This is a genomic window from Sandarakinorhabdus sp. FBCC-B8862 (assembly GCF_059745315.1).
The window spans coordinates 2,651,633-2,677,569 of sequence record NZ_CM185574.1 but is presented as its reverse complement, the minus strand read 5'-3'; the positions used below and the strand labels follow the sequence as shown (position 1 = coordinate 2,677,569).

Sequence of the window (25,937 nt, the reverse complement as noted above, 5' to 3'; positions counted from 1 at the left end):
TGCCGCCATTCAGCAAAGGCCATGCCAATCACCGAAATGCCTGTGATTTCAGCGCAAGACCCGATCAGGCCGGGCCGGAAATTGCATAATGCGAAGATTAGTTGACGCAAATTGCAAATATGGCTAATCTCATTCTGCAATAAGGGTTAACAGACATGTTGCATTTCAAGCATTTGGCGGTTGGCACGCCTGATGCTTAACCAAGTGGCAACCAAATCACCCGAACGGGAGCCCCCGATGCCGCGCCACCGCATTCTCATTGTTGAAGACATGCCCTCGCTGGCGCTGGCCTATGCCGCCCAGGTTGAAAAGGCCGGGCACGAACCCGTGGTGGCCGACAGTGCTGCCGGTGCCTTGAATGCGATCAGCCAGAATCCGGAATTTGGCGCCATCCTGCTCGATCTGCAGCTGCCCGATGCCCATGGCCTGGAATGGCTGCGCGACAATCCGCAGATCATCGCCAATTATCCCGTGGTGGTGGCCACCGCCGATGCCTCGCTGGCCCGCGCCATCGATGCCATGCGGCTGGGCGCCTTTGATTTCCTGGTGAAGCCGATTGCCGGCACCAGGCTGGTCTCGGTGCTGGCCAGCGCGCTGGAAACCGGCCGGCCCGCCCCCGTTGCCGAGCCCGAAGCCGAAGCGCCGGCTGCCGCCGCCAGCGCGCCGCGCCAGCGCAGCAAGCCGCGCCCCGGCCTGTTCATCGGCGGCTCGGCCCCGATGCAGGAGGTCTATCGCCTGATCGATTGCGTCGCCGCCAGCCGCGCCACCGTGTTCATCACCGGCGAAAGCGGCACCGGCAAGGAAGTCTGTGCCGAAGCCATCCATGGCGCCTCGGGCCGCGCCAATGGCCCGTTCATCGCCATCAACTGCGGCGCCATCCCGGAAAATCTGCTCGAATCCGAATTGTTCGGCCATCTGAAGGGCAGCTTCACCGGCGCCATCACCGATCGCATCGGCGCCGTGCAGGCCGCCCACAAGGGCACATTGTTCCTCGATGAAATCTGCGAAATGGCGCTGCCGCTGCAGGTGAAGCTGCTGCGTTTCCTGCAAACCGGAACGGTGCAGCGCGTCGGCTCCAACCGGGTGGAAGAGGTGGACGTGCGCATCGTCTGCGCCACCAACCGCGATCCGGAACGCGAGGTTGCCGAAGGCCGTTTCCGCGGCGATCTCTTCTATCGCCTCGCCGTCGTGCCGATGCACATGCCGCCCCTGCGGGAGCGGCCGGGCGATGTGCGCGAACTGGCCCAGGCCTTTCTCGACCGGTTCGCCCGGGAAGAGGGCAAGCAGTTCGATCCGCTCGGCACCGCGCAGCTGGCGCAACTGGAAGGCCACAGCTGGCCGGGCAATGTGCGCGAACTGCAGAATGTCATGCGCCGCGCCGCCGTGCTCAACGCCGGGCCGGGCCTGCCGGCCTCCGCCTTCGCGCTGGGGGCAGCAACCGCCGCCGGCGCCGCACCGCTCGCCGCGCCACAGCCGCCGCGCGATGATCTCCTCTCGGCCCTGCAGGCCCTGAAGGGCCTGACCCTGGACGAGGTCGAGCGGCTGGTGATCGAAGCCGCCATCGACACCGAAAACGGCAGCCTGCCCGCCGCCGCCCGCGTGCTCGGCGTCAGCCCCTCCACCCTCTATCGCAAGCGCGAACGCTGGCAGCAGCCGGGATAACATGGCATGGCGCGGGCCATGGCCCGTGTTGTTCCCTTGGCGCTTGCCCTGCTGCTCGCCTGCCCCGCCGCCGCCCAGTCGGCGCGGCCACAACCGCTGCGCCCGGCCGAAGCCGCAGCGCGCGCCACGCAGTTGGCCCTGGTCTTTGCTGCCATCTGCCGCGGGCCCGATCATGCTGTCACCGCCACGGCCGCCCGCGCCGCGCAGATGGGCTTCCGGGAATGGCCCGGGAAGCGCCGAACCGGCGGCCAGTCCGACGGCTGGCGCACCCTGCACAGCGAATGGGCGCTGCACCTCGGCCTGGATGCGCAACAGCCACCGTTGTTCTTCCTCTGGCTGGACGAGGAACGCCGGCCTGATGGCAGGCTGTTCAGCTGGAAATGCGAGATCAAGCTGCCGGCCAGTGCCGGCGCCCCGCCGCGCAGCGAGGTCAACCAGGTGTTCGCGGCGATCAACGCGGTGCTGGCCGCGCCGGCCTGGCCGTTGAAGCCAGCCGAAACACCGTTTGGCACCGTCCATGTTGCCGAACGCGATGCCGAAGGGATCCGCGAAACCTATGCGGCCGCCATCGGCTTCCACACGCTCACCAGCGCGCCAACCCCGGCGTCGGCCGCTCTCAGCCAGCCCGATTGATTGCGTCGGCTGCCGATGCCGCCGCATTGGCCGGCCTGTTTGCCAGCGCGTTTCTGGCCGGATCGATCCTGCCCGCCCAATCAGAAGCGGTGCTGGCCGCCCTGCTGATCGCCGGCCGGCAACCGGCCTGGGCGCTGGTGCTGGTCGCCAGCCTGGGCAATATCGCCGGCGCGCTGCTCAACTATGGCCTCGGCCGCTCGGCTGACCGCTTCCGCCACCGCCGCTGGTTCCCATTGTCGGCGGCCGGCTGGGACCGCAACGCCGCCCTGTTCAATCGCTGGGGGGTGTGGAGCCTGCTGCTCAGCTGGCTGCCGATCATTGGCGATGGCTTCACCGTTCTGGCCGGCGCCGCCCGCACGCCGCTGTGGCGGTTCGTGGCTCTTGTCAGCATCGCCAAGGCGGGGCGCTATCTCGTGCTGGCCAGCGCCCTGTCCTGAACCGGTGCCCAGGCTTCGAAATGGGTGGCCGGCGCTGCGTCCCGGCTGGTCACCAGATAATCAAAGCCGAGCAGCATGAAGCGGGCGAATTCCGGAAGTTCGCGCCGGCCCTTGCCGCCCAGCCGTGCGCGGATCGGCGCCAACGGGATCAGAACCTCGCCCTGAGCGGGCAGTTGCTCGGGCGTGATGCCGCCCGCCGCCAGAAGTTGGGCCACCGCTTCCTCGCGGTGATCGACGATACTGGTAAAGCCTTGCGGCCCTGGTGCAATCGTCCTCACCCGGCCGGAAAGCGGCACATGGGCAATGTGCAGCGATTGCCGCCCACGGGCAGCCGCCAGGCCAGGCAGCATCGATCCCAGATCGAAAATGCCGGTTGGGGTGATGCCGCGGCCCAGATGGAATGCGCCTGCCTTGATCAGAACGCGCGGCGCGTTGGCACTGTGATAACGGGCGAGGAACTGCTGCGTCATCAACTGGCTGCGCTGCTGGTTGTTCTCGAAATAGCGGCCGGCTTCATTGAGCTGATAGATCCGTGCGCTGTCTGCAAGGCCGGTCATGATGGCACCAGCCCCGGCATCACTGGCAAAATCCGCCTTCAGCGCTGCCAGTTCGTTCAGGGGAGTGCGGTTCAGACTCGCCTCGGCAAATCGTCCAGAAGAAAAGGCGGCTCGATCCGCCTTGGCCAATCCGCGCAGGCGCTCGGCAAGGACAGGGTTGCGGGTGCGTTCGGCCAGGATCACGTAAAGCGCCGGTGCCGATCCGATAAACTCCTGATCGATTCCCCACAGGCGGTTGGCCGCAGCAAAGGGTTGCGCCAGCCGGGCGTCCTCAACCATGGCCAGAAATGGCAATGCGGCCGGATCGCCATCCAGCAGAACATCCAGCCCGCGCAACCCGTCTGCCTTCAGCACGCGCGCGGCATGGGCCGTCATCACCGGCCCCACCTCGACTGCCAGTGCCACTGGCGGGCCTGGCAATCGGCTCCAGGCGGCCGCCAGCGCAGCGGCAAGCTGCGGCGGCCCGGAAAAGCCATGGTCTTCGCCCACTGCCACGAACTGTGCATCGCCAAGCGCCTGCTGCAAGCGTTCGCCGCCCGCCCCGCGAAGGGCCGCGCCAGCGGCCGTGTCCAGCGGCAGGATCTCGATGGGCGGTGATGGTGGCGGTTCGCTTGGCGCTGCCAGCGTCATCTGGTGCATGGCAAGCCCGCACAGGACGGCAAGAAATGGCTTGGGCATGGCGCTGACCCCCAGTTGCTGCCCCTCCAACCCGAGAAAGACTGTCATGCAAATGCAATACAGTCAAGCGTGCCGGAAAGCTGAGTCACAAGCAAAAAGAGGGGGCCGGTGGGGCCCCCTCTCTCCTTGCCGCAATGGCGGCGCGATCAATATTTCACGCGCAGCTTGGCATAATAGAAGCCGCCGTTGAACCCGAACGGGCCGCCGACGTTGGGATAGACCTGGCCATCGGCAAGGCTGTTGGTCAGCTGGAAGATTCGGTTGTCGGGCGTGTTGGCCACCTTGTCCGGATAGGCGCTGAACGCGTTGATGGCGCCGATCGACACCGTGTAGTGATCCATGAAGGTGTAGGACACGTCGATATCGGTGGTGAACTTGGCGCCGAACTTCTGGCCCGGATAGCCCACCTCTTCCCGCCACGCGCCATAATAGGCCTCGCGCACGGTCACACCCCAGCCATTGTTGGCCCAGTTCACCGTGAAGTTGGCACGATGGTTCGGGGCCAGGCCGCCGATGTTGGTGACCAGCGCATCACTGATGATGGCCGGATCACGCCGGGTCACGATCGACTTGTTGTAGCTGTAGGCAAGGGTCGCCGTGGTCTTGCCGCCCAGCACGTCGCCGCGCCAGGTGCCGACCAGATCGACACCGCGGGTGCGGGTGTCAAAGGCGTTGGTGAAATAATTCACCGCGCCGCCCACGCCCACCGCCGCCAGCGCCGGCAGCGCCGCGATATTGGCCGCCGTCACGTTGAAGTTCTGGCTGATGCCGATGCGGTTCTTCACCTTCACGCTGTAAACGTCGACTGTGAAGTTCAGGCTGTCGGTCGGCTGCAGCACGATGCCGGCGCCGAAGTTGGTCGACCGTTCCGGCCGCAGCGAGCTGGCGCCATAGAATTGCGCGATGCTGCTGGTCACCGGATAGGTGCCGACCTGCACCTGGTCCCCGCCCACGAAGGTGGTGGTGAGGATGGCGGTGTTGTTCTGCCCCGGCGACGGCGCGTGGAAGCCGGTGCCGGCGGTGCCGCGCAGCGAGACCGTGTCGCTGGCCTTCCACAGGAAGTTGCCCTTGCCCACGAAGGCGCCGCCGAACGTGTTGTAATGTTCGTAACGGCCCATCGCACCGAGGCTCAGCGCGTCGGTCACGTCGGTTTCAAGCCCGCCATAAATGGCATAGCTCTGCTGGCTACGGGTGCCGGCAAAGGTCGGGCTGGTGCCGCCGTAGCCCGAGGCGCCCGGCGGCTTCGTCACCTGCCCGGCCGGCAGATAGGTGCCATTGCCCTGCAGCGCATAGAGGTTCTGCACCGCAAACGGCCCGCCGGCATAGGATTGCAGATCGCCTTCCGTCTGGGTGTAGCTTTCGCGGCGGAACTCCGCCCCCGCCGACAGGGTGATCGGCGAGGCCAGGCCCGCCTCGATCGGATAGGTGAAATCGGCGTTGAGGTTGACTTCCTTCTGGATCAGCTTGCCGAATTCAAAGCTGGTCTGCGTCTGCGACCCGAACGACGGGCTGAGCGAGCCATACATCGACAGGTCAAGCTGGTTGCGCGCCACCGTGCCCGACACATCATAGGTGAAGCCGCTGTCCAGCTTGCCCTTGATGCCGAACACGCCCCACAGCTGATCGGTTTCACCCACGAAACGCGGCGTGAAGCCGGCCGGATAGAGGGTGGTGAAGCGATAGACATTGTTGTCGAGCACGAAGCCGCCGCTGGGGCAGCCCAGCGCGCCGGCATTGGCCGGGCAGCGGGTGAGATAGATCGGCGTGGCAAAGGCGGCGTTCGGGTTGATGTTGGCAGTGCCGCCACCCACCAGGCCCAGCGTGCCACCAATCGGCGAGCGATAGTTGAAGCTCTGGTCCGCCTTCAGATGGGAATAATTGCCCATCAGATAGAGCTTGGCCTGATCTGACACCTCATAGGCGCTGTTGAGCAGGAAACGATAGCTGTAGCCGGGCGAGGTGCCGTAAATCTGCGCCGGCCCCGGATAATTCGGGATCTGCGCGGCCAGGCCCGGGTTCTGGTTGGCAAACACCAGCGCGATCGGGCGCGTGGCGTTGCGCACCGTGCCCTTGTCGTCATTATATTCGCCGGTCAGGTTCACGAAGCCGCGGTCGCCCAGCTTCACCCCGGCATTGCCGGCAATCTGGAAGCTCTCGCCATCGCCGCGATGCGTCAGCCCATAACGCGCGATCATCTCAAACCCGGCATCCTCGCGCAGGCCATAGTTCATCACGCCGGCAATGGCGTCGGAGCCATATTGTGCCGTCGCGCCATCGCGCAAAATCTGCAGATTGCCGATGGCGAGGCTTGGCACGGTCGAAATGTCCGCGCCCTGGCTGCCAAAGCTCAGCGCCGTGTCACCGCCGGTGTAAACCTGCACCAGGGCCGAGCGCACCAGGCGCTTGCCGTTCAGCATCACCAGCACTTCATCGGCTGACAGGCCGCGCAACGACGGCGCGCGCACGAAGGTGGAGGCATCGGCAATGGCGTTGGAGCCAACATAGAAAGACGGCACCAGATTCTTGACGATATCCAGGATGTTCGATGCCGGCTGTGTCGCCAGATCGGCCGCGCTCACCACATCCACCGGCGAGGCCGAATCCAGGATCGACCGGTCGGTGCGGCGGGTGCCGATCACCAGGATGGTGGCATCATCCTTTTCGTCAGCAGCGGCGGCAGCGGCAGGTGCAGCAGCCTGGGCCATCACCGGCGCAGCCGCCAGCACGGCGCCCAGGGCGGTGCTGGCCAGCAGCAGGCGCCCGGCGAGCATATCCTTCATGCGCTTCATGCAAGTTCCCCTATGTCTTGGCCTGCCCCCCGGCAGGCTGCCAAGAGTCTATGCCTGCTGCAGGTGCGAACAACGGGGTGAATGCATCAAAGCCACAAAGCTGCACAGTTTGCCGCCAAGTGTGACAAAATTACTGCAATTTCTTGCATTTATGTAATCTTATCCGGCCAACCAGCGGTTCAGTGCGCTGCCCGCATCGGCCAGCAGCCCCGCCGCCGGCCCCTGCTCCACGATCCGCCCGGCCACCATGAAGGCAGCATCGTCGGCCAGCCCGGCCGCTTCGGCCAGATCATGGGTCACGATGATCATCGGCGCCGCCGTCTGCGCCCGCACATCGGCGACCAGCCGCACCAGCGCGCGCCGCACCGGCGGGTCCACCGCGGCGAACGGTTCATCCAGCAGCAACAGGTCGGGCGACCGGGCCAGCGCCCGCGCCAGTGCCACCCGCATCTGCTCCCCGCCCGAAAGCTGCCCCGGCCGCCGGCCCAGCACCGCACCCTCCAGCTGCATCGCCGCCAGCAGCGCCCGCGCTGCAGCTTCATCGCGCCGGTCTTGCGCGATCATCACATTGGCCAGCGCATCCAGATGCGGGAACAACGCGCCGCCCTGCGCCACCAGCCCCACCCGCCGCCGCCACGCCGGCAACGCCTGCCAATCCTGCCCTGCCACCTGCACAATGCCCGTCGCCGGCACCAGCCCGGCAATCGCCTGCAACAGCGTGGATTTGCCCGCCCCCGATGGCCCGACCAACGCCAGCGTCTGCCCCGGCGCCACCGCCAGCGCGGCCGCCACCGCCATCGGCCCGGCGTGCGTCAGGGCAAGGCGCAACCCTTCAGCCACGCCGTCTGCCCAGCAGGAACAGCATCAGGATGGCCACCAGGCTGATCGCGGCCAGCAGCAGCGCGAGCCGCGCCGCGCCGCCCATGTCAAACGCCTGCACCCGATCGTAAATGGCGAGGCTCAGTGTCGCCGTCTCCCCCGGAATCGCCCCGCCCACCATCAGCACCACGCCAAATTCGCCGAGCGTGTGGGCAAAGGCCAGCACCGCGCCGGTGGCCAGCCCCGGCCAGGCCAGCGGCAGCTCCACCTCGGCAAAGGCGCGCAATGGCGACAGCCCGCAGCTGGCCGCCGCGCCGCGCACCGCCGGCCCGATGGCGCGAAAGGCCTGCGCCGCCGGCTGCACCGCCAGCGGCAGGTTGACGATCACGCTGGCCAGCCAGATGCCCCAGAAACTGAACACCAGCCGCCCGCCGGTCAGCGCCGCCCAGGCCCGGCCCGGCGCCGTTTCCGGCCCCAGCCCGATCAGCAGCGCCAGCCCCAGCACGGTGGGCGGCAGCAGCAGCGGCAGGATCAGCAGCGCCTCGGCCAAAGGCCGCCCGCGCCAATGGGTGGTGCCCAGCCAGCGGCCGAGCAGCAGCGCCAGCGGCAGCAGCGCCGCCACGGTGGCCAGCCCCAGCCCCAGGCTCAGCCGGAACGCCGCCAGGTCGGCGCCGGTCATTGCGAACGCCTCATGGCTTGCCAAAACCAGCCGCCACCAGCGCCGCCTGCCCGGCCGGCCCGGTTACGGCATCGGCCAGCGCCCGCGCCGCCGGCGCTGCACCGGGCATGATCACCAATGTCTGCACCAGCGCCGGGTGCAGGCCGGGGCTGATCGGCACCACGGTCACCCCGCCGGCAGCGCGGGCCAGCGGCAGCGCCACGATGCCGGCATCGGCCGCGCCGCTGGTCACAAAGGCCAGCGCCTGGGCAACATTGTCCCCCAGCACCAGCGGCGCGCCTTTGATCCCCACGCGCGCCAGCACCGCCTGCGCCGCAGCGCCATAGGGGGCATGGGCCGGATTGGCGATGGCCAGATGCGCCACCCGCCTGGCGGCAATCGCCGCCTTCAGGCCATTCAGATCGCGGATGGCGCTGCCCGGCGGCACCACCAGCGCCAGCCGGCCCAGCGCATAGGCGCGGCGCTCCACCCCCGGCACGGCATCGGCCAGCCGCTGGGCCAGCGCGCTGTCGGCCAGCAGCAGCAGCTGGAACGGCGCGCCGTTGATCGCCTGCTGCACCATCTGGCCGGATGATCCAAAGCTGACGTTGTAGCGCGCACCCGTCCGCTGTTCGGTTGCGGCCACCAGCGGCGGCAGCACCAGCCGCAGATCGGCCGCCGCCGCCACCGGCACCGGCTCGGCCGCCCGCAGCGGAACGGGCAGCAGCAGCACGAAAAACAGGAACAGCCTGAACATCATGCCCATCTTGTGCCAGCCGCACGGGCGCGGTGCAACGCGGCGGGTGCAACCGGCCGCCAAAGCCGCTATGCCGCCGTGCCATGAGCCTCGCCCGCCACCCCGATCCCGTCCAGCCCTTCCACGCCATCAGCATCTCACGCCTGGCCCGCGAGCTGGAGGCAGACGGGCGCCACATCATCCACATGGAATTCGGCCAGCCCTCCACCGGCGCGCCGGCCGCCGCCATCGCCCGCGCCCAGGCCGTGCTGGCCAGCGATCCCGGCAGCTATTGGGAATCCGATGCCCTGAAAGCCCGCATCGCCAAACTCTATCAGGATCGCCACGGGCTCGGCATCAACCCCGAACGCATCATCCTCAGCTGCGGTGCCTCCCCGGCGCTCGTGATGGCGCTCACCGCGGCCTTCCGGCCCGGCGATGTCATCGCCATGGCCCGGCCCGGCTATGTCGCCTATCGCAACAATGTGCTGGCGCTCTCGATGGTGCCGCTCGAAATCGCCTGCGGGCCGGAAAGCCGCTACCAGCTCACCGCCGCGCACCTGGCGGCGCTCGATCCGGCGCCGGCCGGGGTGATCATCGCCAGCCCGGCCAATCCCACCGGCACGGTAATCGCCCGCGACGAACTGGCCGCCATCGCCGCCGTCTGCGCGGCCCGCGGCATCCGCATCATCTCGGACGAGATTTACCACGGCCTATCCTTCGTCGGCCCCGTCGCCAGCGCGCTGGAATTCGCGCCCAATGCGCTGGTGGTGAACAGCTTCTCCAAATATTTCTCGATGGTCGGCTGGCGGCTCGGCTGGCTGGTCGCCTCCGATGATCTGCTCGGTGCGGCGCGCGCCCGCATGGGCAATCTTTTCCTCACCGCGCCCAGCCTGTCGCAACACGCCGGCCTTGTCGCCATGGACTGTGTCGACGAGCTCGAAGCCCATATCGCCCGCTATGCCCGCAACCGCGATCTGATGCTGGCGGCGCTGCCGGCCATGGGGCTGACGCAGATCGCACCCCCCGATGGCGCCTTCTATATCTGGGCCGATGTCCGCCACCTCACCGATGATGTGATGGACTTTGCCCGCCAGCTGCTGCTCGACACCGGCGTCGCCACCGCCCCCGGCATCGATTTCGATCCGGTCGACGGCGCGCACTTCCTGCGCTTCAGCTTTGCCGTGGACACCCCGCTGGTGGAAGACGCGATCGGGCGGATGATCCCCTGGTTCCAGGCCCGCAACCGCCGCCCGGCCTGACCTTCCGCTTCACCCGATCCTCCCCCTCTGGGGGAGGTGGCAGCCGCAGGCTGACGGAGGGGGCGCGCGTTTCGGGGTCACGGCCCTTCCGCCCCCTCCGCCTCGCCATGCTCGGCACCTCCCCCAGAGGGGGAGGATCACATGCCTCTTACGCCGCCGGCACCGCCCGGCTCACGCCCTGCACCCGCAGGAACAGCAGCGCCGTCAGCCCGACGAAGAACAGCGACACCACAAAGGGCGCCCCCGGCGCATGCACCGGAGCCCCTTCGGCCGAAAAGCGCGCAAACACCGTCGTCATCAACGGCGGCCCGATGATGGCCGAAAGGCTCTGGATGGAGGCCACGGCCCCCTGCAACTCACCCTGTTCCGATGGCGGCATCTCGGCCGACATCAGGCCCTGCAGGCACGGGAACACCAGGCCCTGGCAGGCCGAAACCGCGATCCCAAGGTAAACCATCCAGCCGGCATCAGCCATGGCATAGGTGGAATAACCCGCCACGGCCGACACGATGCCCACCGCGATGATGCGGCGCTGGCCAAAGCGCGGGATCAGCCGGCGGCCCAGGAAGCCCTGCACGATGGCGCCGGTCACACCCACCGCCGCCAGGCTCCAGCCCACCTGCTCGGCATTCCAGCCATAACGAAGCTGGCCATGATAGGACCAGATCGAATAAAGCGACTGGTACGACAGCGTCCACACGAACACGGTCGCGGCCAGCATCAGCACCACCGGATGCGCCGATTTCAGCCGCAGCAACGCCCCCACCGGATTGGCCCGCCGCCATTCGAAGGCGCGGCGCTTCTCCGGTGGCAGCGATTCGGGCAGCACGATCAGCCCATAAAGGAAATTGGCCGCCGCCAGCCCGGCCGAGACCAGGAAGGGCACCGCATCGCCATAGCGCGCCACAAAACCGCCCAGCGCCGGCCCGATGATGAAGCCAAAGCCAAAGGCCATGCCGATAACGCCGAAATTGGCGCCGCGCTTTTCGGGCGGGGTGACATCGGCGATATAGGCATAGGCGGTGGGGAAGGTCGCCCCGGTGATGCCGGCCACCACGCGGGCCGCCACCAGCCACCACAGGGTGGGGGCAAAGGCCATCACCACATAATCGGCGGCAAAGGCGGCCAGGCTGGCCAGCAACACCGGGCGGCGGCCAAACCGGTCGGACAGGCCGCCGATCACCGGCCCCATCACGAACTGGATGCTGGCATACATGAAGGCGATCCAGCCCGACACTTCGGCCGCGGTGGCGAGCGGATGGCCCGAAAGCCGCACGATCAGCTGCGGAAACACCGGGATGACGACGCCAAAGCCGATGGCATCGATCAACACGGTGACAAAGATGAAGGTGAGCGCGCGGTTCACGCGGCGGCCACCACATGGACCCGGATCATGGGTGAGGGCGTTACCCCGTTTTTCCGCATTCGCCCATAAGGGAAGTCGCCGGGGTTGCATGGGTGCGGCAAAATGTGTTTTGTGCAGACGCGAAGGAAGTGTCCGACATGTCCGTGCTCAAGATGATCTTCACCTGGTGGAATGGCCCCGGCCTCACCACCCGCCTGTTCACCGCCCGCCACGGGATCGAGGTGGGCCGCGATGATCAGGGCAATATCTATTACCGTTCGGGCAGCGGCGCCGGCGAACGCCGCTGGGTGATCTACAACGGCGAACCCGAAGCCACCCGCATCCCGCCGGAATGGCATTTGTGGATCCACCGCACGGTCGATGCGCCGCCATCGGAAAAGCCGCTGGTGACCCGCGCCTGGGAACGGCCGTGGACGCCGACCGCCACCGGCACGGCGCTGGCCCATTCCCCACGCGGCGCGCTCGCCGCCGGCGGCACCCGCGCCGCCGCCACCGGCGATTATCGCGCCTGGTCGCCCGACGCCTGATCGGGCGGAAAAATGGCCGGCACCCTGAAAGACAATCTGATCGAAGCCATCATCGGCCTGCTGGTCGTGGTGATGGCGGCCGGTTTCGTCACCTATGCCTGGGCCCGCACCGGCGCCGGCGAAGGCAATGACGGCACCGTGCTGGTGGCGCGCTTTCCCAACATTGCCGGCGTGTCGCTGGGCACCGATATCAAGGTGGCCGGGGTCAAGGTCGGCAAGGTGGTGGGCCTGGAGCTTGATCCGGGCAGCTATCAGGCGGTGCTGCGCCTGTCGGTTGATCGCGGGCTCAAGCTGCCGATCGATTCATCGGCGGCGATCACGTCGGAAGGGCTGCTCGGCGGCAATTATGTCGCCCTGACGCCGGGCGGCGACACCGCCATGCTAAAGGCCGGTGACGAGATTGTCGAAACCTCCGGCGCGCCGGACCTGATGGGCCTGATCGGCAGCGTGGTGAACCGGTCCGGCGGCGATGCCCCGGCCAAATAAGGCAATCTGGCTGGCGCTGCTGGCCTGTGCCCCGCTGCGGGCACAGGCGCCCGATGCGCGGGCACCGGATGCGGCCGTGCGGCCACCGGCGCTGCCGGATGCTGCCACCAATGCCCCGAAAATTGCCACGGTCACCCCGGTGAAAGACCGGGTTCTGGTGATCGGCGCGCTGTCGAAACGCACCGGCCAAAGCCGCAGCTTCACCCTCAAGCCCGGCCAATATGTCGAATTCGCCGGCATCCGCATCACGGCGCGCACCTGCGAGACGACACCGCCGTGGGAACGCCCGAAACTTTCCGGCGCCTTCCTGCAAGTTGATGAAAAACTGGGCAATTCGCCGCTACGCCGGGTCTTCTCAGGCTGGCTCTACGCCGAAAGCCCCAGCCTCAACGTCATGGAACACCCACGCTACGATGTCTGGCTCAAAAGCTGCACGATGCGCTTCCCCGACGGCCCCACCTTGGGACCAAGCCCTTCATCATCCACGAAAAAATCACCCGAACCCACCAGCGCCGCCGCCAGCCTCGCCCGGTAATCCTTCGCCGGAATTTCGATCGCGCCAAACCCGGCCAGATGCCCGGTCAGAAACTGGGTGTCCAGCAGCACAAATCCGCCCAGCCGCAACCGCACCACCAACGCCGCCAGGCAGGCCTTGCTGGCATCCCGCACCCGGGTGAACATCGATTCGCCGAAGAAGGCCCGGCCCAGCCGCACGCCATAAAGCCCGCCCGCCAGTTCCCCATCGGCCGTCCACGCCTCCACACTGTGCGCCTGGCCGCGCTCGTGCAGGGCCAGATAGGCATCATGAATCAAGGGGTTGATCCAGGTCTCGCTGCGTCCCGGCACCGGTTCGGCACAGCCGGCCAGCACATCGCCAAAGGCCTCGTCCACCGTGAAGCGGAACCGCTGCTGCTTCAACACCTTGGCGAGGCTGCGCGGCAGGTGAAAGCCATCCAGCGGCAGGATGCCCCGCCGCCGTGGCTCCACCCAGAACACGTCACTGCTGTCGGCCCGCTCGGCCATCGGAAAAATGCCACTGGCATAGGCGCGCAGCAGCATGTCGGGGTCAAGCCGATGGGCAATCGCGCGGCTCATGTGGTCCCCATGCCCCGTTCACCCGGCAATTTCCAGCGGCAATCCGGGCACCGCCAGCAAGGCCTGTCCTACACGCGCACGATCTGTCATGCTTGCTGATCAACGCTCTGTCTCAATTGTAAAATCGGCATCCCGGCCAACTGTCACATTGGCTGCCAATGTGACACGATTTCAATTGCTGTACCCGGCAGATGTGTCAACTTTGTCAACTTCACAATTGCCTGGATGCAAGGCCCGGTCAGGACCGGATTTCGGCCACAAGAGGATTTTTCGGGGGGTGATTTGGCCGAATCGTGCGATCAGAAACCGGCGCATCCGCTTCAAGACGGCGCTGGGGGCGATTGTGTTCACGACGGAACACACAACAGCGCACACCCCCGCCAAGGCCGGGTGTGGCACCGCAATTCACTGTGGACGCGAGCGGGCCTAACTCTTGGCCGCTTCCGCCTTGGCCGCCAGCCAGCGTTCCAGCCACTTGATCGAATAATCACCCTTCTGGAAATCCGGGTCCTCGATCAGGGCCTGGTGGAGCGGGATGGTGGTCTTCGGCCCGTGGATGACGAATTCTTCCAGCGCACGGCGCAGGCGCATCAGGCATTCGTCGCGATTGGCGCCGTAAACGATCAGTTTGGCGATCAGCGAATCATAATAAGGCGGGATGCGATAACCGTCATAAAGTGCTGAATCGACACGTACATGCAGGCCGCCGGGCTGGTGGAAATCAGTGACGCGGCCGGGCGATGGCGCAAAGCTGGCCGGATCCTCGGCATTGATGCGGCATTCGATGGCATGGCCTTCGAAATGAATGTCTTCCTGAGTGACCGACAGCGGCAGGCCGGCCGCGACACGGATCTGCTCGCGCACCAGATCAAGGCCGGTGATGGCTTCCGACACCGGATGTTCCACCTGCAGGCGGGTGTTCATCTCGATGAAGAAGAATTCGCCATTTTCCCAAAGAAATTCAATGGTGCCGGCGCCGCGATACTTCAGCTTGGCGATCGCCTGGCGCACCACTTCGCCCATGCGCGCGCGCTCGGCAGCGCTCAGAACCGGCGACGGCGCCTCTTCCAGCACCTTCTGGTGGCGGCGCTGCAGCGAACAATCGCGCTCGCCCATGTGCACCGCACCGCCCTGGCCATCGCCAAAGATCTGGAATTCGATGTGGCGCGGTTCCGACAGATATTTTTCGATATAGACGGTGTCGTCGCCGAAGGCGGCCTTGGCCTCGCTCTTGGCCTGGCTGACCAGCGAGGGCAGGCTGGCAGCATCGGGGATCACCTTCATGCCGCGGCCACCGCCGCCCGACGCGGCCTTGACCAGCACCGGATAGCCAATTTTTTCCGCGACTTCGAGGGCTTCCTCGACACTGCTCACCGGCCCATCCGAACCCGGCACCAGCGGCAGACCCAGGGCAGCGGCAGTGCGCTTGGCCTCCACCTTATCGCCCATCTTGCGGATATGTTCGGGATCAGGCCCGATCCAGGTGATGCGATGCTCCTGCACGATCTCGGCAAAGCGGGCATTCTCGCTCAGGAAGCCGTAGCCGGGGTGGATGGCATCGGCCTGGGCAATTTCGGCTGCCGAAATGATCGCCGGGATGTTCAGATAGCTGTCCGTCGCCGAGGGCGGGCCAATGCAGATCGCCTCATCCGCCAGGCGCACATGCATGGCATCGGCATCGGCAGTGCTGTGCACGGCCACGGTGCGGATGCCCATTTCGCGGCAGGCGCGGTGCACGCGCAGCGCGATTTCGCCGCGGTTGGCGATCAGAACCTTCTTGAACATCGCCACGCTTACTCGATGATCACGAGCGGCTGGTCATATTCCACCGGCTGCTCGCTGTTCACCAGGATGGACTTGATCACGCCGCCCTTGGGCGCCGCGATCGGGTTCATCACCTTCATCGCCTCGATGATCAGCAGCGTGTCGCCGGCCTTCACGGTGGCGCCTTCGGAAATGAACGGCGGCGCACCCGGTTCCGGGGTGAGATAGGCGGTGCCGACGATCGGCGATTTCACCAGGCCCGGATGATTCTTGATGTCGCCATCGCCAGCCGGCGCGGCGGCAGCCGGAGCAGCGACGGCGGGCGGCGGGGCCGGCCAGCCACCAGCGGGCGGGGCCGGCGCATAGGCGGGAGCGGCAGCGGCCATGGTCACGGCGGCAGCGGTGCGCGCCACACGGATCACCCGCTCGCCATCCTTCACCTCGATTTCGGTCAGATTGGTCGAATCCAGCAGTTCGGCCAGCTCGCGCACCAGCCCGGTATCAACCACGATTCCCTTGGAGTCTGCCATGACGATCCCGTAAATTGCCCCTCGAAAGTCCGGCTCAATGCCGCAAAGCAGCGGCCGCGTCCAGCGCGAGGGCATAGGATGCGGCACCAAAGCCCGAAATACTGCCCTTCGCCGCCCTGGCGACAAAGCTGACATGCCGGAACTCTTCCCGGGCATGCGGGTTCGACAGATGCACCTCGATCACCGGAACCGTGATGCCCTTGATGGCATCATGGATGGCGATGCTGGTGTGGGTGAAGGCCCCGGCGTTGAGGATGACGGCCAGCGCGCCGCGGGCACCCGCCTCGTGCAGCCAATCGACCAGATGGCCCTCGTGGTTGGACTGGCGGATGTCGACCATCAGCCCCAGGCCCTGCGCCTGGTCTTCCAGCCGCGCGGCAATATCGTCCAGCGTATCGTGGCCATAGATATGGGGCTCCCGGCTGCCCAGGAGGTTGAGGTTGGGCCCATTCAGCACCATGACCAGCGGCAAGTCGTTCATGGCCCACAGGCAAAGCATGAAGGCGACAGCGTTGCAAGGCCGGCGCGATTGCGCGATGCTCGCCGCCGTTTCAGCCACGGGTCGCACCACATGAAGATCATCATCGGCAACCGCACCTATTCCAGCTGGTCGCTGCGCGGCTGGCTGGCCGCCAAGCAGAGCCTGCTGCCGTTCGAGACCGAGCTGCGCGTGATGGATTCGCCGGCCTGGATCAGCGGCGAAGCCAAGACCGATATGCCATCGGGCAAGGTGCCGGTGTTGTGGGATCATGGCGAGCCGGTGTGGGATTCGATGGCGATCCTGCTGCATCTGGCCGACAAGGCCGGACATGACCGCTTCTGGCCACGCGATGTGCCGGCCCGCATGCTGGCCTATGCCATGTGTGCAGAGATGCATTCCGGCTTTGCCCCATTGCGGGCCGGCTGCCCGATGGACCTGCAGCATCACTATCCCGATTTCGTGCCCACGGCCGAGATCATGGCCGACGTGCGCCGGATCGAAACCCTGTGGGAAGAGGCGCTTGGCCGCTTCGGGGCCGAGACTGGCGAGCCCTGGCTGTTCGGCCGGTTCGGCGCGGCCGACATCATGTTTGCTCCGGTCTGTACCCGCATCGACACCTATCATTTGCCGGTCAGCGCCACGGCCCGCGCCTATGTGGATCGGGTGCTGGCGCATCCGTTCATGCAGGAATGGACGACGGCTGCACTGGCCGAACCCTATGAATTCACCCGCTATCACATCCCCGGCGGGGTGAAGCGCGGGTGAGCGCCCGCGCGCCGCTGGGCCCCCGCATGGCCCGGGCCACGCTGGCAGCGGCGCTGCTGTTGCTGCTCGCCGGGCCGCTGCTCAACTTCGGCCTGGTCAGTTGGCAGGCTGCCGTGGGCCTGTTTGCCGGCGCTGCGGTGCTGGCCGGCATTGGCGCCCTGTTCTGCCTGGCCCGCCTGATCCGCCGCCGCGGCGGAGTCGTCACTGTGATTGCAGCGGCTGCAGGCATTGCGGCGGCAACCATTCCAACGGCCATCGTGCTGATGGCGGCCGACAAGCCGGCAATTAACGACATCAGCACCGATACCGCCAACCCGCCTGAATTTGTTGCCCTCACCCCTGATCTGCGCGGGGCCGATGCCAATCCGCCTGAATACAACCCAGCCTTCGCCCCCGAACAGTCCCGCGCCTATCCGCAGATCCGTCCGCTTGATCTGCCGCTGCCGCGCGACAAGGCGTTCCGGTTGGCGCTGGCCGCCTGCAAGGGGTGGGAGATCATTGCCAGCGATGCCGATGCCGGCCGGATCGAAGCGGTCGCCCGCGTGCCCTGGTGGGGGTTCCGCGATGATATCGTCATCCGGCTGACCGATGTGCCGGGCGGCACGCGGGTGGACATAAGGTCAAAATCACGGGTGGGCACAAGCGATCTGGGCGTAAACGCGCGGCGGATAAGCGCGTGGCTTGACCGGTTGGCCGCATCCGTGCGCAAAGCCGGGGCATGACGCCCGATCCGAACGATCCCATTGCCCTCACCCAGGCCCTGATCCGCTGCGCCAGCGTGACGCCGGCCGATGACGGCGCGCTGGACGTGCTGCAGACGGCGCTGACGGGCTTGGGACTCGCCTGCACCCGTCTGCCGTTTGGCCATCCGCCCGATGGCCCGGTGGACAATCTGTTCGCCACGCTGGCCGGCGGGCCGGGCCCACATTTTGCCTTTGCCGGCCACAGCGACGTGGTGCCTGCCGGCGATCTTGCCGGCTGGAGCGAGGACCCGTTTGCCGGGGACATCCGCGATGGCTTCATCGTTGGCCGCGGCGCCGCCGACATGAAGGGCGCGCTGGCTGCCATGGTCGCCGCCACCGCACGCCATCTGGCCAAGGGGCCATTGCAGGGCCGCATCAGCTTCATCATCACCGGGGATGAGGAAGGCCCGGCCACCTTCGGCACCACGATGATGCTGGACTGGATGGAGGCCAATGGCCTGGTGCCCGATCTCTGCCTGGTGGGCGAGCCGACCTCGCAGCATGCCCTGGGCGACATGATGAAGATCGGTCGGCGCGGTAGCCTCAACGCCTGGATCACGGTCAACGGCGCGCAGGGGCATGTCGCCTACCCCACCCGCGCCGACAATCCGATCACCCGGCTGGTCGCCATCCTGGCCGATCTGAAGGCGCGGGTGCTGGATAGGGGCAACGGCTGGTTCCAGCCTTCCAACCTTGAAATCACCGATGTTTCAGTCGGCAATCCGGCCACCAACCTGATCCCGGCGCAGGCCCACGCCCGGCTCAACATCCGCTTCAACAACGAGCATAGCGGTGCCGCCTTGGCCGACTGGATCCGTGCCACGGTCGCTGCCCACGCGCCCTCGGCCCAGGTCGAGGTAAAGATTTCCGGCGAGGCCTTTCTCACCGAACCCGGCGCGCTGTCGGCGCTGGTGGGGGATGCCGTCCACGCCGTCACTGGCCGCACACCGGAGCTTTCGACCACCGGCGGCACCAGCGACGCCCGCTTCATCCGCCGCCTGTGCCCGGTGGTGGAATTCGGCCTGCCCGGCCATTCGATGCACAAGGTGGATGAGCATGTCGCGGTGGCCGACATTGCCGGGCTCGCAGCGGTGTATGAAGCCATGCTTGCCCAGGCGTTACCACCGCGCATCTGAGATAAGTTCCTCTGCGACAATTTGTTTTTCGCCCGCGCTGAACCCGGCGCACCCGTGCCGCCGTAGCTGTATTCGGGTCCGGGAGGCCCGATCTCTCAACCAACGCGAGGCATATTTTCATGTCTATTCACTTTGCCGCCCTGGCGGCATCGGTGTGCCTGTGCGCCACCGCCGCCAGTGCCAGCGCGGCTGGCGACACCCCGTTTGACGATGCCAGCATCATGGTCGCCCTTGATGGCGCGGATCAGGCCGGCAGCGGCGCCGTCGCGGCGGCGCCGGTGCGAAAGCGGCCGTCCTTCCTCTATCCCGGCGGCCGCCTGCTGTTGACGGGCGGGGTTTCCACCATCGAAGGTGCCGGCGGCGGCGGGCTGGTGCCCTGGGCCCTGATCGGCGGCTATGGAACCCGCAACGAATTCGGCATCACCTCTTATATCACTGGCGTCGACACCCAGGATTTCACCCTGGCGTCCTATGGTGCCGCCATCAATATCAAGAACCGGCTCGAACTGTCGGTGGCGCGGCAGAATTTTAATCTGCGCGAAGTCGGCAACGCCCTGGCGTTGGGCAACCGCTACACCATCAGCCAGACAATCATCGGTGCCAAGCTGCGCGTGATCGGCGACGCCGTGCTGGAACAGGACAGTTTGCTGCCCCAGATCGCCATCGGCGCCCAATACAAGATCAACGATGACGCCCCGGTGGTCGGCGGGGCGCTCGGCCTAAAGCGGCGTGGCACCGATTTCTACATCTCGGCCACCAAGATCTTCCTGGCGCAAAGCTTGCTGGTCAACGTAACCGGCCGGCTCACCAAGGCAAACCAATATGGCATCCTCGGCTTTGGCGGCCTGGGCGGCCAGGATCAGGCCTACAAGCCGCAGCTGGAAGCCTCGGCGGCGCTGCTGCTGACTCGCAAGCTGGCGGTGGGCGGCGAATTCCGAACCAAGTCCAACCGGCTGGAAGGCGCGCTCGGCGGCACCTCCTTCCGAGAGGAAAACGCCTGGGATGTGTTTGTCGCCTATGCGCCGCTGCGCAACATGTCGCTCACCCTCGCCTATGCCCGCCTCGGCCAGATCGCGCTGGCCCGGCAGAACGGCGTCTATGCATCGCTGCAAATCGGTTTCTGACCCCAAAAATCCGGAGAGCCCTCATGAAGTTTGATATTGCCCTGTGCGCGCTGGCGCTGCTGATCCTGCCCAACACCGCCATGGCCGCCCCGGCCGAACCCGCCGTGTCCGATCCGTCGATCAAGCCGCGGGCACCCACCCTGCCACTCGCCACCGATGGCACCAACCTGTTGCAAAACTTTGGCGGGCGCGAGGGACTGGTGCGCATCATGGATGACGTGATGCAGCGCTGGCTCGCCAACCCCAAGACCCGGCCCTATTTCGAAGGCGCCGATCAAACGCGCATCAAGGCGCTGCTGGTGGAACAATTCTGCGTGGTGATGAACGGCCCCTGCACCTACACCGGGCGCACCATGGCGGAATCGCACGCCGGGATGAAGGTGACCGAAGGCGCTTTCTATGCCCTGGTCGAGGAACTTCAAATCACGCTCAACAAGCGCAATGTGCCCTTCTTCGCGCAAAACCGGCTGATCGCGGCGCTGGCGCCGATGCATCGCGACATCGTCGACAAATGATGCCCCCCGCATCCGCCCTGGTGGTGGCCGTTGCCCTTGCGGCAGCGGCCACCCCGGCTGCCGCGCTGGATGGCGCCGCGCTCTATGCCCAGCGTTGCAGCCGCTGCCACGCGATTGATCGCAACGGCACCGGGCCCCGCCACGCCGGCCTGATCGGGCGTGCGGCCGGCAAGCTGCCGGGATTTGCCTATTCACCGGCGCTGGCTGCCGCCGATTTCGTGTGGAGCGCCCCGGCGCTGGACCGCTGGCTCACCAACCCGCAGGCAATGGTGCCCGGCACCCGCATGTATGTGCGCGTCGCCGATCCCGCCGAGCGGGAGGCGATCATCGCCTATCTGGCCAATCGGCCCTAACCAGAGGCTCAGACCCGCTGGCCCTCGCCATAACGGGCTTCGAGGAACTTGCCCTGCACGCGCAGGCCGTCGCGGTCGGCTTCGGCCAGGGCGGCCGACGCGCGCGTGAGCTCGGCCTCCACCGCCTTGAGGCCATCGATCACCGTGGCTTCGGGCGTGCGGCCATCATGCTCGACGATATTGGCGCGCTGCATCGGCGGGATGCGGGTGTAACGGTCGATCAGCTCGGGCAGATGCTTGCCCAACAGGCGGCCAATGTCCTGCGCGACCGGATGATCGGCCGGCACGCGTGCCAATTGCCGTTCCAGCGCGGCCAGCTGCACCGAGATGCCATCCAGATGCGGCGCGGCAAGGCGCGGCAGGTGGCGGCGCTGCCGTTCCAGCCAGGCTTCGGTGATGGCGGGCAGTTCGGCCGGGGCGGCTTCGTCCATCTTGTCGACATCGGGCCCGCCCACCGGCAGGGCAAAGCCGGCAATGCCCGACAGCGGCACGATCAGCAGGCTCAAGAGGAACAGGCCGATGCCCATGCCATCCGATATCCAGCCATAGGCGGTGAGCGCTGCCACCGTGGCCAGAAAGGCGATGCCGCCGCGCGTCAACCGGGTGGCGACATTGGCCTTGCGCCGTTCCCAGCGCCGGGCGCGCGCCATCTGCATGGCTTCGGCCCGGGCCATGCGCCGGCGCCGGGCTTCGGCTTCGTCAAAAGGCGGCACACTCGCCATATCAGGTGAGGGCCGTGAGGCTGGTTTGCGGGCCGGCGATCTGGGCTTCGGCCTGGCCTTGCGCGCGCGCCACATAGGCGCGGCTTTTCTCCACCTCGACGCTCAGCGTGTCGACCGTGGTCTTCATCGCTTCCAGTGACTTCATCTTGAACGTGTCGATGGCGTCCATCGTCTGATAGACATTCTGGAAGGCGCGCTGCAGCGTTTCCACCGGAATGGCGCTCGACGATGCCTGTTCGTGGATCATCGCGGTGTTGCTCTTCAGCAGCTCCCCGGTCGAATCGATGATGCCGGCGGTGGTGCTGTTCAATTGGGTGATCTGTTCCAGCACCAGCTTCTGGTTGGTCATCGCCTCGGCCACGGTCACGGCGGTGCGCAGCGCCGCCACCGTGGTGGTGCTGGCGCGGTCCACACCCTTCATCAGCTCGACATTGTTCTTCTTGACCAGATCGAGCGCCAGATAGCCCTGCACCGACACGGCCAACTGGGTCAGCAGGTCCTGGGTGCGCTGGCGCACATAGAACAGCGCGCTCTCGCGGATGGCCTTGGCCTTGGCCGGATCGGTGATGTCCAGCTCGGTGGCCTTTTCCTCCAGCTTTTCATCCAGCACCTTGGACATGTGGACCATCTGTTCCAGCTTGCCCATCGCGTCCCACAGCTTGGCACGCTCGTCCTCGATGCTGATATTGTCCTTCAACAGCTCGTCCTTGCCGCTTTTCAGCGCGCCCAGGATGGCGTTGATATTGCCCTGCGCACTCTTGTAGCTGTCGAAATAGGAGCGCAGCTTGTCACCGCCGAAGGGGATCAGGCCAAATAGCTTCTTGCGGCCCTGCAGCTTGCCGGATTTGCCGGGATCCAGATCCTCCACGATCTTGCGCAGCTGCACGAGATCGGCGCCGATTCCGGCCTCCTTGTTGAGGGCGCGGGTCGGCCGATCGAGGAAACGGTTGGACTGGGCGGCGGCGCGGGCGATTTCGGTGGCGCCCAGATTGGCCAGCGCATCGACCTTCTTGCCGAATTCCGGGCTGGCGGCATCGGTGGCGATCAGTTCATCGATGAAACCATCGACCTTGGCATCGAGCTGGGCGCGCTCCTGATCCTTCAGCGGCACCAGGCCGGCCGCCTTTTGCGGCGCGATCGGGTTGACCGCGACCGGGGGTTCCAGCTTGATTGCAACTTCGTCCGACATGCCAGTCCTCATCTTTTGCCGGCGCAGCTTAACAGTCTGCCGCGCCGCTGCCTACTGTGTTAGGATTGCGACACGCTTTTGCAAGGGGTGGGGCGGGAAATCGCCCAATCAATCGGCCATGACGCCAGCCAGCATGTCGTGAAAGGCGCCGATGCCCTGTTCCAGCCCGCCGGTGAGGACATGATCGATGGCGCCCGAGGCCAGGCCTTCGTGGCCGAGCGCGGCGGCGCGGAAATCTTCGGAACCAAACACGCCGCCATCGAGCAGCGCCCAGCTTTTTGCCCAGTGCCGCTCGGCTTTCTCATCACGCGGCGGCTCGGGGATCAGCATGAAATCCTCGACCCACGTCTCTCCAACCCCGCGCGGCATCAGCACCATGATGTTGATATAGTCCGGGCTGGCGATGATCACCGTGGCCGGCGCCAGCGTGTAGGTGAAGGTCATGGTGCGGCGAAGGTCGCGCATGTCGTCAATGTCGACCCCGTCGAGCGCGGCGAGGCGGGCGACGGCGCTGCGCTGGTGCGGGCCGATGCGGTCGCCGGTGGTGACGCCATCCTGGAAGAAGGGCGCGATGGTGTTCGCGTGCAGGCGCAGCACATGGTAGCTTTCCAGGAAGGCATCCATGATCAGCTTCCAGTTGGCCGCGACCTTGTGCGTGCGCCGGGCATAAAGATGCTGATCGGCAAAACCGATTGCATCGAAATCGGCCGCCAGCGGCCCGGTGGCCAAGCTGAAATCCGGCGCTGCGTCACGGTCAAGGCCGGCCCAGATCAGGCCGCCGGCCTCCTGGGCCGGCAGTTCGATCAGGCCGCGGCTGGCCTTGTCCATCCCGGCGAACGTCTCGGGACGTGGCAGACCCTTCAGCTTGCCATCAGTGCCGTAACTCCATGCGTGATAGGGGCAGACGAGCGCCGGGGATTTGACCAGGTCACACCCCTCCACCAGCCGGGTGCCGCGATGACGGCAAACGTTCATGAAGACACGGCAAACGCCCTTGCCATCGCGGGCGATCAGCAGCGGCAAGCCAAAGCCATCGTGCGGCACCGCCATGTTGGGCTGCGGCATCAGCGCCGATGGCGCCAGCACCACCGGCAGCCGTTTGAACACCCGGTTCCATTCGGCGGCGAAATGATCGGGGCAGGTATAGGCGCTGGCCGGGATTTCGCGCATCACCCCACTGGCCACCCTGCCGGCGGCCGCCGGAATGGCCGCCGCCAGCGCGCGCTGGCCGGGCGTTGGGGAACGATGCTTGAAGGCAATGTCCATAGGCACAGCCTGACTCGGTTTGCGGCCAAGCGAAAGCTAGTTTTTCAGACCGGCCTTTTCATAATCAATGCCCAGCTGCTCCAGATAGGTTTTGTATTTCCTTGAATCGAAATAATATTTTTCCATCTGCGGGCGCAACTTGGCCATGATGTCGGCATTCAGATGGATGGCGGGCTGATCATCGGGGCTGAGCAGCGGGGCGTATTTCTCGGTCTTGAACTGCACCTCCTGCTGCCAGCGCTTGGCATTGGCGACCAATTCGGGCGTGGTCATCAGATCGAGCAGGGTCATCGCCGCCACCTTGGCGCCGGCCACCGCGCCCTTGTGGGCGATCGGGGTGGCCATGGCGGCAGCGGCCATGATGTTGTGATAGGAAATGTTGGGCACGTTGGAGGGATAGACGATGGTGATGGTCGGCACCGTCCACATGATGTCGCCAATATCGTCAGACCCGCCGTTCTTTTCCGGATTGGGGTTTTCCGGCGACCAAAGGTGCGGGCCGTCGCTGGCCAGTGGCGCCGTCTTGCGGCCAAAGCCGCTCTGCACGGCGCGGGCGAAATTCTGATCGGCCTCCGTCCATTTCGGCAGGCCCACGGCGGCCATGTTGGCAAAGGCGGCTTCGGCCAGCGGGCGGTTGCCATAATTGGTGGCGGCATGGCCGAGGATGCGGCGGGTGACGCTGGTTTCGGTCATCATCGCTGCACCTTCGGCGATGCGGTTGCCGGCATCATACATGGCCTTGACCGCCGGCAAGCTGGTGTCGCGGAAATAATACCACACGCTGGCCTTGTCGGGCACGATGTTGGGCTGGTTGCCGCCGCCGGTGATGACATAATGGCTGCGCTGGCTGGGCGGCAGATGTTCGCGCTTCATGTTCCAGCCGGCGTCCATCAGCTCCACCGCGTCCAGCGCGCTCTTGCCATCCCAGGGGTTGCCGGCGGCATGGGCGGTGAGGCCCTTGAAGCTATATTCCACGCTCAACGACGCGGTGTAGGCCAGCGGCCCCCAGGTGGTTTCAAGACTGTCCCCCACATGGGCGAACAGGTTGACGTCCACATCCTTGAACATCCCGGCGCGGACATAATAGGCCTTGGTTGCGACCAATTCCTCGGCAACGCCGGGCCAGATCATGATGCGGCCCTTGATGCCGTTCTTCTGCATCACATCCTTGGCGGCCAGCGCGGCGACGATCATCATCGGCAGGCCGCTGTTGTGGCCTTCGCCATGGCCCGGCGCACCGGCGACCAGCGGCTTGGCGCCCGGCACGCCCGGCGTCTGCGACAGGCCGAGCAGGCCATCGATGTCGCTGCCCAGCGCGATGAGGGGCCCGCCCTCACCCCAGGTGGCGGTGAAGGCGGTGGGAATGCCGGCAACGCCGCGCTCCACCTTGAAGCCGTTCTTCTCGAGGATGCCGGCCAGATAGGCGCTGGTCCGCACCTCCTGAAAGCCGGGTTCGGCATAGCTGAACACCTGGTCGATCATGGTGGCAAGCTCGCCGGCCTTGGCATCGATGATGGCAGCGGCCGCATCCTTCATTGGCTCCGGCGCGGCGGCCAGAACGGGCGATGCGGTCGCCAGCAGGCTGGCGGCAAACAATGTGCGGATCATGACAGTCCCCCCTTGATTGGCAAAAGGCTAGCGGTG

At 66.2% G+C, this 25,937-nt stretch carries 26 protein-coding genes and 1 pseudogene; 13 read left to right on the top strand and 14 right to left on the bottom strand.

Annotated elements, in window-relative coordinates:
• Window positions 1–237: 237 nt before the first annotated feature.
• Genes AC6BOR_RS12915 through AC6BOR_RS12905 form a run of 3 tightly spaced genes read left to right on the top strand, consistent with a single transcriptional unit; the run spans window position 238 to window position 2,732 of the window.
• Complete coding sequence (locus AC6BOR_RS12915; protein ID WP_498058795.1) at window positions 238–1,662, top strand: sigma-54-dependent transcriptional regulator; 1,425 nt, start codon at window positions 238–240, stop codon at window positions 1,660–1,662.
• 18 nt (window positions 1,663–1,680) lie between these two features.
• Window positions 1,681–2,295, top strand: coding sequence for a hypothetical protein (locus tag AC6BOR_RS12910; protein ID WP_498058794.1), 615 nt, complete (start codon window positions 1,681–1,683; stop codon window positions 2,293–2,295).
• On the top strand, window positions 2,292–2,732 hold the full coding sequence (locus AC6BOR_RS12905) for a YqaA family protein (RefSeq protein ID WP_498058793.1): 441 nt from the start codon (window positions 2,292–2,294) through the stop codon (window positions 2,730–2,732). Before AC6BOR_RS12910 ends, AC6BOR_RS12905 begins: the two co-directional genes overlap by 4 nt.
• Here AC6BOR_RS12905 and AC6BOR_RS12900 read toward each other — a convergent pair.
• The 5 genes from AC6BOR_RS12900 to modA form a co-directional block, all read right to left on the bottom strand.
• The gene (locus AC6BOR_RS12900) at window positions 2,702–4,015 is read right to left on the bottom strand and encodes a hypothetical protein (protein ID WP_498058792.1); all 1,314 of its coding nucleotides are present in this window, start codon (window positions 4,013–4,015) and stop codon (window positions 2,702–2,704) included. The two genes, AC6BOR_RS12905 and AC6BOR_RS12900, sit on opposite strands and share 31 nt — an antisense overlap.
• A 98-nt stretch (window positions 4,016–4,113) precedes the next feature.
• Window positions 4,114–6,756, bottom strand: coding sequence for a TonB-dependent receptor plug domain-containing protein (locus AC6BOR_RS12895; RefSeq protein WP_498058791.1), 2,643 nt, complete (start codon window positions 6,754–6,756; stop codon window positions 4,114–4,116).
• Window positions 6,757–6,915: 159 nt separating this feature from the next.
• Window positions 6,916–7,596, bottom strand: coding sequence for an ATP-binding cassette domain-containing protein (locus AC6BOR_RS12890; RefSeq protein WP_498058790.1), 681 nt, complete (start codon window positions 7,594–7,596; stop codon window positions 6,916–6,918).
• Window positions 7,589–8,254: a molybdate ABC transporter permease subunit gene (gene modB, locus AC6BOR_RS12885; RefSeq protein ID WP_498058789.1), complete on the bottom strand. Its 666-nt coding sequence runs from the start codon at window positions 8,252–8,254 to the stop codon at window positions 7,589–7,591. The genes AC6BOR_RS12890 and modB overlap by 8 nt, the downstream gene beginning before the upstream one ends.
• Window positions 8,255–8,264: 10 nt before the next feature.
• Complete coding sequence (gene modA / locus AC6BOR_RS12880) at window positions 8,265–8,993, bottom strand: molybdate ABC transporter substrate-binding protein (protein WP_498058788.1); 729 nt, start codon at window positions 8,991–8,993, stop codon at window positions 8,265–8,267.
• 80 nt (window positions 8,994–9,073) lie between these two features.
• On the opposite strand from modA, the gene AC6BOR_RS12875 reads away from it, so the two are divergent.
• Window positions 9,074–10,231 carry a pyridoxal phosphate-dependent aminotransferase gene (locus AC6BOR_RS12875; protein WP_498058787.1) on the top strand — a complete coding sequence of 386 codons (1,158 nt, stop codon included), beginning with the start codon at window positions 9,074–9,076 and terminating at the stop codon, window positions 10,229–10,231.
• A 148-nt stretch (window positions 10,232–10,379) separates the two neighbouring features.
• Here AC6BOR_RS12875 and AC6BOR_RS12870 read toward each other — a convergent pair whose 3' ends face one another.
• On the bottom strand, window positions 10,380–11,597 hold the full coding sequence (locus AC6BOR_RS12870; protein ID WP_498058786.1) for a TCR/Tet family MFS transporter: 1,218 nt from the start codon (window positions 11,595–11,597) through the stop codon (window positions 10,380–10,382).
• 137 nt (window positions 11,598–11,734) lie between these two features.
• On the opposite strand from AC6BOR_RS12870, the gene AC6BOR_RS12865 reads away from it, so the two are divergent.
• The 3 genes and pseudogenes from AC6BOR_RS12865 to AC6BOR_RS12855 form a co-directional block, all read left to right on the top strand.
• Window positions 11,735–12,124 carry an NADH:ubiquinone oxidoreductase subunit NDUFA12 gene (locus AC6BOR_RS12865; protein WP_086116824.1) on the top strand — a complete coding sequence of 130 codons (390 nt, stop codon included), beginning with the start codon at window positions 11,735–11,737 and terminating at the stop codon, window positions 12,122–12,124.
• A 12-nt stretch (window positions 12,125–12,136) separates the two neighbouring features.
• On the top strand, window positions 12,137–12,610 hold the full coding sequence (gene mlaD / locus AC6BOR_RS12860) for an outer membrane lipid asymmetry maintenance protein MlaD (RefSeq protein WP_498058785.1): 474 nt from the start codon (window positions 12,137–12,139) through the stop codon (window positions 12,608–12,610).
• A pseudogene (locus AC6BOR_RS12855) lies at window positions 12,594–12,983 on the top strand (DUF2155 domain-containing protein); the annotation flags it as partial. The gene mlaD and the pseudogene AC6BOR_RS12855, both read left to right, overlap by 17 nt.
• Before the next feature lie 35 nt (window positions 12,984–13,018).
• Here the strand turns inward: AC6BOR_RS12855 and aat are convergent.
• The 4 genes from aat to aroQ form a co-directional block, all read right to left on the bottom strand.
• The gene (aat, locus tag AC6BOR_RS12850; RefSeq protein ID WP_498058784.1) at window positions 13,019–13,705 is read right to left on the bottom strand and encodes a leucyl/phenylalanyl-tRNA--protein transferase; all 687 of its coding nucleotides are present in this window, start codon (window positions 13,703–13,705) and stop codon (window positions 13,019–13,021) included.
• Between the two features lie 426 nt (window positions 13,706–14,131).
• Complete coding sequence (gene accC / locus AC6BOR_RS12845) at window positions 14,132–15,490, bottom strand: acetyl-CoA carboxylase biotin carboxylase subunit (RefSeq protein ID WP_498058783.1); 1,359 nt, start codon at window positions 15,488–15,490, stop codon at window positions 14,132–14,134.
• Between the two features lie 8 nt (window positions 15,491–15,498).
• A complete protein-coding gene (gene accB, locus AC6BOR_RS12840; protein WP_498058782.1) occupies window positions 15,499–15,999 on the bottom strand; it encodes an acetyl-CoA carboxylase biotin carboxyl carrier protein in 501 nt (166 codons plus the stop codon).
• A 34-nt stretch (window positions 16,000–16,033) separates the two neighbouring features.
• Window positions 16,034–16,480 (bottom strand): type II 3-dehydroquinate dehydratase, encoded by a 447-nt coding sequence (gene aroQ, locus AC6BOR_RS12835; protein WP_498058781.1) that lies wholly within the window; start codon window positions 16,478–16,480, stop codon window positions 16,034–16,036.
• 90 nt (window positions 16,481–16,570) lie between these two features.
• On the opposite strand from aroQ, the gene AC6BOR_RS12830 reads away from it, so the two are divergent.
• The 6 genes from AC6BOR_RS12830 to AC6BOR_RS12805 all read left to right on the top strand — a co-directional run bounded on the left by AC6BOR_RS12830 (window position 16,571) and on the right by AC6BOR_RS12805 (window position 21,116).
• Complete coding sequence (locus AC6BOR_RS12830) at window positions 16,571–17,245, top strand: glutathione S-transferase (RefSeq protein ID WP_498058780.1); 675 nt, start codon at window positions 16,571–16,573, stop codon at window positions 17,243–17,245.
• A 26-nt stretch (window positions 17,246–17,271) separates the two neighbouring features.
• A complete protein-coding gene (locus tag AC6BOR_RS12825; protein ID WP_498058779.1) occupies window positions 17,272–17,967 on the top strand; it encodes a DUF1499 domain-containing protein in 696 nt (231 codons plus the stop codon).
• The gene (gene dapE / locus AC6BOR_RS12820; protein ID WP_498058778.1) at window positions 17,964–19,124 is read left to right on the top strand and encodes a succinyl-diaminopimelate desuccinylase; all 1,161 of its coding nucleotides are present in this window, start codon (window positions 17,964–17,966) and stop codon (window positions 19,122–19,124) included. The genes AC6BOR_RS12825 and dapE overlap by 4 nt, the downstream gene beginning before the upstream one ends.
• 119 nt (window positions 19,125–19,243) lie before the next feature.
• Window positions 19,244–20,248, top strand: a complete 1,005-nt coding sequence (locus AC6BOR_RS12815; RefSeq protein ID WP_498058777.1) for a DUF3034 family protein — start codon at window positions 19,244–19,246, stop codon at window positions 20,246–20,248.
• A 23-nt stretch (window positions 20,249–20,271) separates the two neighbouring features.
• A complete protein-coding gene (locus tag AC6BOR_RS12810) occupies window positions 20,272–20,763 on the top strand; it encodes a group I truncated hemoglobin (protein ID WP_498058776.1) in 492 nt (163 codons plus the stop codon).
• The gene (locus AC6BOR_RS12805; protein ID WP_498058775.1) at window positions 20,760–21,116 is read left to right on the top strand and encodes a c-type cytochrome; all 357 of its coding nucleotides are present in this window, start codon (window positions 20,760–20,762) and stop codon (window positions 21,114–21,116) included. Before AC6BOR_RS12810 ends, AC6BOR_RS12805 begins: the two co-directional genes overlap by 4 nt.
• An 8-nt stretch (window positions 21,117–21,124) precedes the next feature.
• Here AC6BOR_RS12805 and AC6BOR_RS12800 read toward each other — a convergent pair whose 3' ends face one another.
• The 4 genes from AC6BOR_RS12800 to AC6BOR_RS12785 form a co-directional block, all read right to left on the bottom strand.
• A complete protein-coding gene (locus tag AC6BOR_RS12800) occupies window positions 21,125–21,790 on the bottom strand; it encodes a hypothetical protein (RefSeq protein ID WP_498058774.1) in 666 nt (221 codons plus the stop codon).
• A gap of 49 nt (window positions 21,791–21,839) precedes the next feature.
• Window positions 21,840–23,027: a toxic anion resistance protein gene (locus tag AC6BOR_RS12795; RefSeq protein ID WP_086116813.1), complete on the bottom strand. Its 1,188-nt coding sequence runs from the start codon at window positions 23,025–23,027 to the stop codon at window positions 21,840–21,842.
• Window positions 23,028–23,135: 108 nt separating this feature from the next.
• A complete protein-coding gene (locus tag AC6BOR_RS12790; protein WP_498058773.1) occupies window positions 23,136–24,293 on the bottom strand; it encodes an aromatic ring-hydroxylating oxygenase subunit alpha in 1,158 nt (385 codons plus the stop codon).
• 36 nt (window positions 24,294–24,329) lie between these two features.
• Window positions 24,330–25,901 (bottom strand): amidohydrolase, encoded by a 1,572-nt coding sequence (locus AC6BOR_RS12785; protein ID WP_498058772.1) that lies wholly within the window; start codon window positions 25,899–25,901, stop codon window positions 24,330–24,332.
• Window positions 25,902–25,937 lie beyond the last annotated feature (36 nt).